This is a genomic window from Hydrogenophilus islandicus (assembly GCF_054657095.1).
In genome coordinates, this window is record NZ_BAAHXE010000005.1 from 79556 (window position 1) to 88306 (window position 8751).

Sequence of the window (8751 nt, forward strand, 5' to 3'; positions counted from 1 at the left end):
ATTCAACAATTGTCAATAGATTTGATATTATCGAACATCGTTCGGCAAAGAGGATCAGGTGAACATGGCGACGGAACGGCGAGGAATCCAATCGGTCGAGGTCGGAGGGCAGTTGTTGCGGGTGCTTGCCGAGGCAGGTGCCGCGATGATGTTGAAGGATCTCGCGGCGACAGCAGGGATGACCCCGGCGAAAGCCCACCCCTACTTGGTCAGTTTCGGCAAACTGGGGCTGGTGGAGCAGGACCCGCTCACCGGCCGCTACAAGTTGGGGCCGTTCGCGCTGCGGATGGGGTTGGCGGCGCTGCACGCGCTCAACCCGGTGCGGGTGGCGAACGAGGTGGCGGCGCAACTCGCTGACGCGGTGGGGCAGAACGTGGCGATCGCCGTCTGGGGGAATCTCGGGGCGACAATCGTCGATGTCGAGGAGTGCCAGCGGGCGATCCACGTCAATATGCGTCCGGGAACGGTGATGGGGCTCTTGACCACCGCGACGGGACGGGTCTTTGCCGCCTACCTTCCGCCGCGCCTCGTCGAACCGCTGATCGAGCGCGAGTTGCAGCGCCTTGCCGGGGGGCGCGAGCGGCTCAGGATCTCGCGCCGCTTTGTCGAAGAGCAGGTGGCCGAGGTGCGGCGCCACGCGATGGCGCGCGTCGTTGGGCAACCGATTCCCGGGATCAACGCCTTCTCCGCCCCGGTTTTCGACCACAATGGGCATCTTGCGTTGGCGCTCACAGTGTTGGGGCCACAGGAGTCGTTCGACCCTGCGTGGGATGGGCCGATGGCGCAGGCAGTCCGCCAGGCGGCGCAGACGATTACCGAGCGGGTGGGTGGGGATCCGCGCAAGCTTGAGCCGCAGAGCGAAGCGCAGGAGACCACCCCTTCTGATCCGATCATTTCGTGGTAAATTGGTACTTCTACTCAAACTCAACCTAAGGGAGGGAAAAATGGCACGTGAAGTCGTTGTCGTCAGTGCAGTCCGTTCGGCAATCGGGACCTTCGGCGGGACCCTTTCCGGCATCGAACCGGCCGATCTCGGCGGGATCGTGATGAAAGCGGCGATCGAGCGCGCGCAGATCGAAGCCGATCTCATCGAGTACATTACCGTGGGCAACTGCATTCCCACGGAAGCGCGCTACGCCTACGTGCCGCGGGTCGCATCGATCCAGGCGGGCTGTTCGATGAATTCGGTGGCGATGCAGGTGAACCGCTTGTGCGGTTCGGGGCTCCAGGCGATCGTCACCTCGGCGCAGCAGATTCTCCTCGGTGACGTCGATTGGGCGGTCGGCGGCGGGGTGGAGGTGATGTCGCGCGGCGCATATCTCTTGCCGGCGCTCCGCAACGGTGCCCGCATGGGGGACACCCAGGCGATCGACGCGATGGTGGCCGTCCTCACCGACCCCTTTGGCGTCGGCCACATGGGGGTCACCGCTGAAAATCTCGCTCAGAAATACGGCATTACCCGCGAGGAGCAGGACGCCTTTGCGCTGGAGTCGCAGCGTCGCGCCGCCCGGGCGATCGCGGAAGGGCGGTTCAAAGAGCAGATCGTGCCGGTCACCATCAAGACGCGCAAAGGGGAGGTCGTTTTCGACACCGACGAACACCCCAAACCCGAGACGACGATGGAGAGCTTGGCGAAACTCAAACCCGTCTTCAAGAAAGATGGGACGGTCACCGCCGGCAACGCCTCGGGGATCAACGACGCCGCGTCGTTCCTGGTGCTGACCGACGCCTCGGTCGCCGAAAAGCGGGGGTTGCAGCCGCTCGCCCGCCTCGTCTCCTATGCCGTCGCGGGGGTGCCGAACGACGTGATGGGAGAGGGGCCGATTCCGTCCACTCAAGTGGCGCTGAAGCGCGCAGGGCTTACCCTTGACGATATCGACGTCATCGAATCGAACGAGGCGTTCGCGGTCCAGGCGCTCACCGTGCTCAAACAGTGCGGCTTTGACCCGGCGAAGACCAACCCAAACGGGGGGGCGATCGCGCTCGGCCACCCAGTGGGGGCGACGGGTGCGATTCTGACCACCAAATTGCTCTACGAGTTGCGCCGCATCAACGGCCGGTACGGGCTCGTGACGATGTGCATCGGCGGCGGGCAAGGGATCACCGCGATCTTCGAACGGCTCTGAGCTCCTCGCTCAACGTGACGAAGTGGCGCCAGCGCTCGACGGCGATTCTGCCCGCAGCTACCGCGGCGGTGATCGCGCAGCCGGGCGTCTGGTCGTCATGGCGGCAATCGCGAAAACGGCACTGCCCGAGGTAGGGGCGAAATTCGGGGAAGGTCTTGGGAAGCATCTGCTCGTCGATGTGCGCCAAACCGAAGCGCTGAAGTCCCGGGCTATCGATGACCCAGCCGCTCCCAAAGGGGTAGAGACGGATAAAGGTGGTGGTATGACGGCCTGAGTCGAGCGCGCGGGAGATCTCGCCGATGCGGGCCTCGGCGTGCGGAATGAGGGCGTTTACGATCGTCGATTTCCCCATTCCCGATTGGCCGACGAGCACGGCGCGGTGCCCGTCGAGCCGTTCAGCGAGCTGAGCAACCGACTGGTGGGCGGAGAGGGCGAGCACCGGGTAACCTGCGGCGACAAACGGGGCGAGCGCCTTTTCTGCTGCGGAGACGCCTGGGAGGTCGCACTTGTTGAGGAGGATGAGCGCCGCGATTCCCTCCGCTTCGGCGGCAACCAGACAGCGGCTCACGATCTCCGGCGAGAAGCTCGGCTCGACGGCGGTCACGACCACCACGAGGTCGACATTCGCCGCCAGGAGCTTCTCCCGTACGGCGTCGGCGCGGTAAAGCAGCGTCGTGCGCGGTTGGCGCGCTTCGATCACTGCCCGGTCTGTTGTAACCCGACGAAAAAGCACCCGGTCGCCGCACGCGTAGTCGTTTCGTTTGCCGCGGGTGTGGGCAAGGATCAGGGGTGCCGAGAAGCTGGGGGTCTGCTGGACACAAAAGTGGCGCCCGTGCGCGGCGACGACGATCCCCTCTTCGCACTGCTCCTTTCGCGGGCTCATTCGAGACCGAAGCGGTAGAAGCGCCGGTTGAGGTATCCTGCAATGTGGTATTCATCCTCCGGAAAGAGCTCGAGCCGGAGGTTGGTGGTGCAGGCGGTGAGCATCTGGGTGAGCGCGTCGGGGCTTTTGACCCGGCGGTTCTCCCGCAGGTAGGCCCCCGAACCCTCTTCGCCGCCAAAGCGGCGGGTGTGGCAGGCGACACAGAGCTCGTCGTGAAACGCTTGGCCCTGTTCGAGATTGGCGTTGGGGAAGGGGTCGGCGCCGATGCCGGTCTCGGTAAAGAGGAGCGCCGCTGCGGTGAGGGGAAGATGCCAGGGTTGGGCGGTCCGTTTCATGGGGTGTCTCTCCGTCTTTTCCCTCTGTTGTGTCATCATAGCGCGGTTGGTTTTGGAAGGCAAATAGGATGGGACGACGATGAGCGACCAAGAGCAGGTAAGCCCCTACCTCATCTGGATCGACATGGAGATGACCGGGCTCGACCCCGACAACGACCGCATTCTGGAGGTGGCGCTGGTTGCGACCGATAATGCGCTGAATGTGGTCGGGGTGCTGGAGCCGATTGCGGTCCACCAGAGCGACGAGGTGCTCGCGGCGATGGACGAGTGGTGCCAGAAGACCCACGGCCGATCGGGGTTGATCGACCGCGTGCGCGCGTCGACGGTTTCTGAAGCCGAAGCCGAAGCCCGGATGATCGCCTTTATGGCGCAGTACGTGGCACCGCGGCAAAGCCCGATGTGCGGCAACTCGATCTGCCAGGACCGCCGCTTTCTCTACCGCTACATGCCGAAGGCGGAGGCCTATTTCCACTACCGCAACCTCGACGTCTCCACCCTCAAGGAGCTCGCGAAGCGCTGGGCGCCCGAGGTTCTGAAGGGCTTCCAAAAAGAGAGCGCCCATACGGCGCTTGCGGACATTCTCGAGTCGATCGAGGAGTTGCGCCGTTACCGCGCTGCCTTTTTCAACAGCGCGAGCAGCTGAGCCGTCGACGGGTCGTGCGGGGTCTCTTCCGACGTGGTAAGCCCCCGCGCCATCTCCTTGCCGAGCTCGACGCCGAACTGGTCGAAGGGGTTGATTCCCCAGAGAAAGCCGCGCACAAAGGTCGCGTGTTCGTAGAGCGCCAAGAGCTGCCCGAGTGCCCTCGCCCCGGTGGAGCGGGCCATGAGAAAAGTGCTCGGGCGGTTCCCTGGAATCTCGAGATGGGGCGCAAGCTGCTCCGCATCGTGCTCCGCGACGCCGCGGGCAAGGAGCGCCTGATACGCTGCGTCGCGCGACCGGCCGACAAGGAGCGCCTCGGCTTGCGCGATCGCGTTGGCCGCCAGCGCCCACGCTGCTTTGCGCCGCGCCGCGGCAAGCGCGCTATTCCCCTCTTGTGCCGCGGCGTCGGCGAACGCAACGAATTCGAGCGCGATCGGCCGGGTTCCCTGGTAGAACCACTGGTGGAAGGCGTGCTGCCCGAGCGTTCCCACCATCCCCCAGACGGCCATCGCGGTGGGGTAGGGAGCCAGAGACCCGTCGCGGCGGACCCGCTTGCCGTTGCTCTCCATTTCCAATTGCTGCAACCACGCGGGCAGGAGCTGCAGCCCCTGCGCGTAGGGGAGGAGCGCGTACTGTTGCTGGTCGAGGTAGGTGGCGAGCCACACCCCGAGGAGCCCAAGGATCACGGGGAGATTGTCCAGAAGCGGGGTGGTGCGGAAGATCTGGTCGACTTCAGCCGCCCCGGCGCGCAGTTCGGCAAAAGGCTCCATGCCGTAGGTGAGCGCGATCGGCAACCCGACACTCGACCAGAGCGAATAGCGCCCCCCGACCCACTCGGGGAGCCAGAGGATCCGGTCGCGGTCGTACCCGAGCTGCTCGGCTTTTGCCGGGGCGCTCGTGATCGCGACGAAATGGCGGTTGAGGCGCGGGTCGGTAGCCGCCATTCCGAGCCCCTCCGAGAGCCACAACCGGGCAAGACGGCTATTCGTCAGCGTCTCAGCGGTCGAGAAGCTCTTCGAGGTGACGACATAGAGGGTGCGCGCCGGGTCGAGGTCGGCGGTTGCCCGGGTGAAGTCGTTCGGATCGATGTTGGCAACAAAGCGCACGCGCCCGTGCTGGGGATAGCCCCAATGGGCGAGCGCCTCGGCAATGAGGCGCGGGCCGACGTCGGAGCCGCCGATACCGAGGTTGACGACGGTGTCGAGCGTTGCGCCGCTCGCCCCGGTGACCTGACCCGCACGGTAGGCGGTGACCAGTGCCGCGAAGTGCGCCTCACTCTCGGCAAAGCGCGCGCGGTCGGCGTCGGGTACGGGCGCTCCCCCGCGGCAAGCCATGTGGAGCGCCGGCCGATTCTCGGTGAAGTTGAGCGCTTCGCCAGCAAAGAGGGCGGCGATCGCCTGCTGGAGCCCCACCGCCTCCGCAAGGGCAACGAGCCGCTCGACCACTGACCGGTCCCACGCCTGCTTGCTGAGGTCGGCGGTCCACTCACCGATCCTCCAGGTGAGCGCCGCCACCCGCGCCGGGTCGGCGGCGAGGTGTTCCCGGATCGGGAAGGTTCGCCACGGCTCAGCCGCGGCGAGCAGCTCGGCGTGTTCGCCCGTTTTTTCCAGTGGCCGCCAGAAGCGCACAAGGGGATCGGGGTTACTGCGGCTCTTTTCGCTCATGGGGTTTCCTCCTCGTCACTTTGCTTCAGGGCGGCGAGCGGCGGCGCGCTCAGAGGGACGACGATCCACCACTCGGTGCGGTTGCCGCTCCCCCGTACGGCTTGGGCGATGATCCACCGTCGCCACGCCGGGTCGAGCGCCCGCGCTTTGAGCCGCACAGTGACCAGCGGACAATCAGCGGCGATTCTACCCTGTGCGGGGGCGTAGTAGCTGAGCGCCGCGACAACATCGGCCCCCATCCGCGGGTGCGGGGCAAGGCACTGATGGGCGGCGACAACGGGATGGTGCCACAGGGTGCGCACCGTGGGGGCAAGATCGCGTGCTGCGTCGATCCACGGAAAGAGGAGGAGCACGGTGAGCCACCAGATGAGCACCACGCTCAACAGCCAATGGGCTGCGGCGCGCACCGCCTGCCGCGGCAGGTGCTTGATGAGCAGCACCCAGAGAAGCAGACCGGCCGCAGCAGCAGTGAGCCGTACCGGTCCCGCGTCGAGGCGAAAATCGGGAGCGACCCGTGCCACGTAACGCGCCAATCCCGGCGGCCAGTCGAGGAGTTGCGCGCTGGTGACCAACGCGACGAGCACAAGGAGCACGAGCGTCATCGCGAGCGTAAACGAGGCAAACGCTGCCGACGTGCTCGGACCAAAGCGCAGCAGCCGCACGGTGGCCACCCACGCGAGCGGCGCGGTGAGGAGGAGCAGCGTACTTTCGCTTACGGGAAAGAGGACGAGGGTGGCGAGGAGGAGCCAGAGAAGCCAGAGCGCGATGGGGGCAACCTCGGGGAGCCGCCACAGTTCGTAGAGGCGATTGGGCCAAAACACCACCAACCAGAGCGGCCAGAGGGTCCAGCCCCCGCGCGAGCGGAGCGCGTCGAACCCGCGTCGCGGGTCGAGCGCGACGGTGTCGAAGGTCGCGCGGGCCCACGCCACGGCGTCGGGCAAGAGGAACAGGAGCGCCGCAGTGGCGAGCACGAGAAGCGCAGCAACAGTGGCGGCAAACCAAGCGGGCAAACGGCGGCTGTTCCGGAGGGACGGCGGGGTCGTCTGGGTTAGGAAACCGGGGTACGCGGCAAGCACCGGGGAAAGCGCCGAGGTACGGGGAGCTACTGCGGCGCGGCGAAGGATAAGCGGCAGCGCGCCGAGGGCGAGGATCAACCCCGGAATGCCGCTACTCCAGAAGAGGAGCGTTGCGCCGATTAGTCCATGCAAGAGACGGAGGGAGCGTGCCTCAATGGCGACACTTCCCCAGAGGAGCCACGCGACGGCGGCGGAGACTGCCGCGACACTCGAATGGAGGTGGCCAAAGATGAGCCACCCTAATGGCGTTGCGGCGGCGATTGCCGCAACGATCGCGCCATTTCGACCGGCGATTCGCCGCACAGCGTCGGTAACGAGGAGCGTTTGCACAGCGAGCCACAACGGGGTGGCGAGCCGGCTCCCGTCGTGAAAGGGGACGCCGACCACTTCGGCGAGCGAACCCAAGAGCGCTGCGCTCCAGCCATAGAGGGGGCCCCATGGGATGAGATCGGGGTGGGTTAGCGCGTCCGGGATCAGCTGACCGTGCGCGACGGCCCACGCCGACCAGAGGTGGCGGAGATCTTCGCCGAGCCACGGCGCGTGGTGGAGCCCAACGAGCGCGTAAAGGGTAAAAAGAAGAACGGCACCCAGCGTGCCGAAGAGGAGCCGCTCCCAGAGCGCCGGTTCGCGGGATGGGGGCGGATCGAAGAACATCGCAACCGTGCGGTGGCCCAAGGCCTGGGCCACCGAAGGCTACCGATCAGCGAACCATCTGACCGTATTTCTGGCGGAAGCGCTCGACACGACCAGCGGTGTCGACGATCTTCTGTTTGCCCGTGTAGAAGGGGTGGCAGTTCGAGCAGACTTCCACGTGCAGCGTCGGTTTGGCGTACGTGGAGCGGGTGACGAAGCTGTTGCCGCACGAGCAGGTGACGGTCACTTCGTGGTAGTCAGGATGGATTCCTTCTTTCATGGGGTTACCTCGCAATAGGCCGACGGCGATTGTGGCCGCCGATGAATCAGGGGAAAACGGAATTATCGCCAAAAAAGGGAAAAAAAGCAATAAAATCGCGCGCCATGAGTTATGGCATCTCCCGTATCCCCACAAGCGCCCAACAAGGGGTTCACACGCAGCTCGTCGCGGTGGTTCGGCGCCACCTCGCTACCCCCTTTCGCAAACCCTACGCCCCCTACAACTTGGCGGCATTCGAACGGTTTCGGGAACGGTGGGATGGCCGCACGCCGGTGATTCTCGATTCCGGCTGCGGCGTCGGTTGGTCTTCGCTGCGGCTCGCGCGCGACCATCCCGAAGCGCTGGTGGTCGGTGTCGACCAGTCCGAGGAGCGGCTCAACCGGCGAAAACCCCTCCCAGAGGCGCTCTGGCCAGAGAACCTCCTCTTTCTTCGTGCCGACGTGATCGATTTCTGGCGCCTCCTTGCCGAGGCGCGCGTCCCCCTTTTAGCCCACTGGTGGCTCTATCCCAACCCCTGGCCGAAGATCGGGCACCTCAAACGCCGGTGGTATGCCCACCCTGTTTGGCCTACGGTGCTCGAATTGGGCGGGCAGTTCGAGTGCCGAACCAACTGGCCGGTCTTTGCCGAGGAGCTTGCCGTGGCGTTGCACGAGAGCGGTGTGGCCGCGACCGTCACCCCCTTCGTGCCGCAAGGCGAGCCGCTCACCCCCTTTGAACGCAAATACCACGACTCGCATCAAAGCCTCTACCGGGTCACTGCAAACCTCTCCGAGCGAAGGAGCACCCCATGAAGCAGATCGAGTCGGCAAATCCCTGCCTGCGTTGTGGTGCCTGCTGTGCCGCTTTTCGGGTCGACTTCCACGTGAGCGAAGCGGCTCCTCTTGCTCCGTGGGTGGTGCCGGTGACCCGAACGTTGGTGCGAATGCGCGGTACCGACGACGCGTCTCCCCGCTGCGCCGCGCTCGTTGGCGAAATTGGCGTAAGCGTCCACTGCGCCGTCTATTCCCTGCGGCCGTCACCGTGCCGGGAGTTTGCGCCACTCGCCCCTTTGGGGGTCGGTGACGAGGCGTGTGCCCGGGCGCGCCGGCGGCACGGTTTGCCGCCGCTCACTCAT

The 8751-nt window shown here is 65.6% G+C and carries 10 protein-coding genes; 5 read left to right on the forward strand and 5 right to left on the reverse strand.

Annotation, left to right across the window (positions count from 1 at the left end):
• The first annotated feature begins 64 nt into the window (after nucleotides 1–64).
• Nucleotides 65–904 (forward strand): IclR family transcriptional regulator, encoded by an 840-nt coding sequence (locus ACYQ6T_RS03215; RefSeq protein ID WP_459827551.1) that lies wholly within the window; start codon nucleotides 65–67, stop codon nucleotides 902–904.
• Between the two features lie 40 nt (nucleotides 905–944).
• On the forward strand, nucleotides 945–2126 hold the full coding sequence (locus ACYQ6T_RS03220; protein WP_459827516.1) for an acetyl-CoA C-acyltransferase family protein: 1182 nt from the start codon (nucleotides 945–947) through the stop codon (nucleotides 2124–2126).
• Here the strand turns inward: ACYQ6T_RS03220 and rsgA are convergent.
• A complete protein-coding gene (rsgA, locus tag ACYQ6T_RS03225; protein WP_459827519.1) occupies nucleotides 2101–3009 on the reverse strand; it encodes a ribosome small subunit-dependent GTPase A in 909 nt (302 codons plus the stop codon). The two genes, ACYQ6T_RS03220 and rsgA, sit on opposite strands and share 26 nt — an antisense overlap.
• Nucleotides 3006–3344: a c-type cytochrome gene (locus ACYQ6T_RS03230; RefSeq protein ID WP_459827522.1), complete on the reverse strand. Its 339-nt coding sequence runs from the start codon at nucleotides 3342–3344 to the stop codon at nucleotides 3006–3008. The genes rsgA and ACYQ6T_RS03230 overlap by 4 nt, the downstream gene beginning before the upstream one ends.
• A 79-nt stretch (nucleotides 3345–3423) precedes the next feature.
• Between ACYQ6T_RS03230 and orn the strand changes: the two genes are divergently transcribed.
• Nucleotides 3424–3987, forward strand: a complete 564-nt coding sequence (gene orn, locus ACYQ6T_RS03235; RefSeq protein WP_459827525.1) for an oligoribonuclease — start codon at nucleotides 3424–3426, stop codon at nucleotides 3985–3987.
• On the opposite strand, the gene pgi is transcribed toward orn, so the two are convergent.
• Genes pgi through rpmE form a run of 3 tightly spaced genes read right to left on the reverse strand, consistent with a single transcriptional unit; the run spans nucleotide 3951 to nucleotide 7637 of the window.
• Nucleotides 3951–5648 carry a glucose-6-phosphate isomerase gene (gene pgi, locus ACYQ6T_RS03240; protein WP_459827528.1) on the reverse strand — a complete coding sequence of 566 codons (1698 nt, stop codon included), beginning with the start codon at nucleotides 5646–5648 and terminating at the stop codon, nucleotides 3951–3953. The genes orn and pgi overlap by 37 nt on opposite strands.
• The gene (locus ACYQ6T_RS03245) at nucleotides 5645–7411 is read right to left on the reverse strand and encodes a hypothetical protein (protein WP_459827531.1); all 1767 of its coding nucleotides are present in this window, start codon (nucleotides 7409–7411) and stop codon (nucleotides 5645–5647) included. The genes pgi and ACYQ6T_RS03245 overlap by 4 nt, the downstream gene beginning before the upstream one ends.
• 13 nt (nucleotides 7412–7424) lie before the next feature.
• Complete coding sequence (rpmE, locus tag ACYQ6T_RS03250) at nucleotides 7425–7637, reverse strand: 50S ribosomal protein L31 (RefSeq protein ID WP_459827534.1); 213 nt, start codon at nucleotides 7635–7637, stop codon at nucleotides 7425–7427.
• 104 nt (nucleotides 7638–7741) lie between these two features.
• On the opposite strand from rpmE, the gene trmB reads away from it, so the two are divergent.
• Together trmB and ACYQ6T_RS03260 are read left to right on the forward strand one after the other, a co-directional pair.
• Entirely contained in the window at nucleotides 7742–8428 is a 687-nt protein-coding gene (trmB, locus tag ACYQ6T_RS03255) for a tRNA (guanine(46)-N(7))-methyltransferase TrmB (RefSeq protein WP_459827537.1), read from the forward strand.
• The coding region (locus ACYQ6T_RS03260) for a YkgJ family cysteine cluster protein (protein ID WP_459827540.1) at nucleotides 8425–8751 on the forward strand (327 nt) is incomplete at its 3' end. The genes trmB and ACYQ6T_RS03260, both read left to right, overlap by 4 nt.

What these genes read in the sequence shown, in the direction of transcription:
- rsgA (WP_459827519.1), bottom strand. Translation starts at nt 3,009, where the DNA reads ATGAGCCCGCGAAAGGAGCAGTGCGAAGAGGGGATCGTCGTCGCCGCG.
- ACYQ6T_RS03230 (WP_459827522.1), bottom strand. Translation starts at nt 3,344, where the DNA reads ATGAAACGGACCGCCCAACCCTGGCATCTTCCCCTCACCGCAGCGGCG.
- pgi (WP_459827528.1), bottom strand. Translation starts at nt 5,648, where the DNA reads ATGAGCGAAAAGAGCCGCAGTAACCCCGATCCCCTTGTGCGCTTCTGG.
- ACYQ6T_RS03215 (WP_459827551.1), top strand. Translation starts at nt 65, where the DNA reads ATGGCGACGGAACGGCGAGGAATCCAATCGGTCGAGGTCGGAGGGCAG.
- orn (WP_459827525.1), top strand. Translation starts at nt 3,424, where the DNA reads ATGAGCGACCAAGAGCAGGTAAGCCCCTACCTCATCTGGATCGACATG.
- ACYQ6T_RS03220 (WP_459827516.1), top strand. Translation starts at nt 945, where the DNA reads ATGGCACGTGAAGTCGTTGTCGTCAGTGCAGTCCGTTCGGCAATCGGG.
- rpmE (WP_459827534.1), bottom strand. Translation starts at nt 7,637, where the DNA reads ATGAAAGAAGGAATCCATCCTGACTACCACGAAGTGACCGTCACCTGC.
- trmB (WP_459827537.1), top strand. Translation starts at nt 7,742, where the DNA reads ATGAGTTATGGCATCTCCCGTATCCCCACAAGCGCCCAACAAGGGGTT.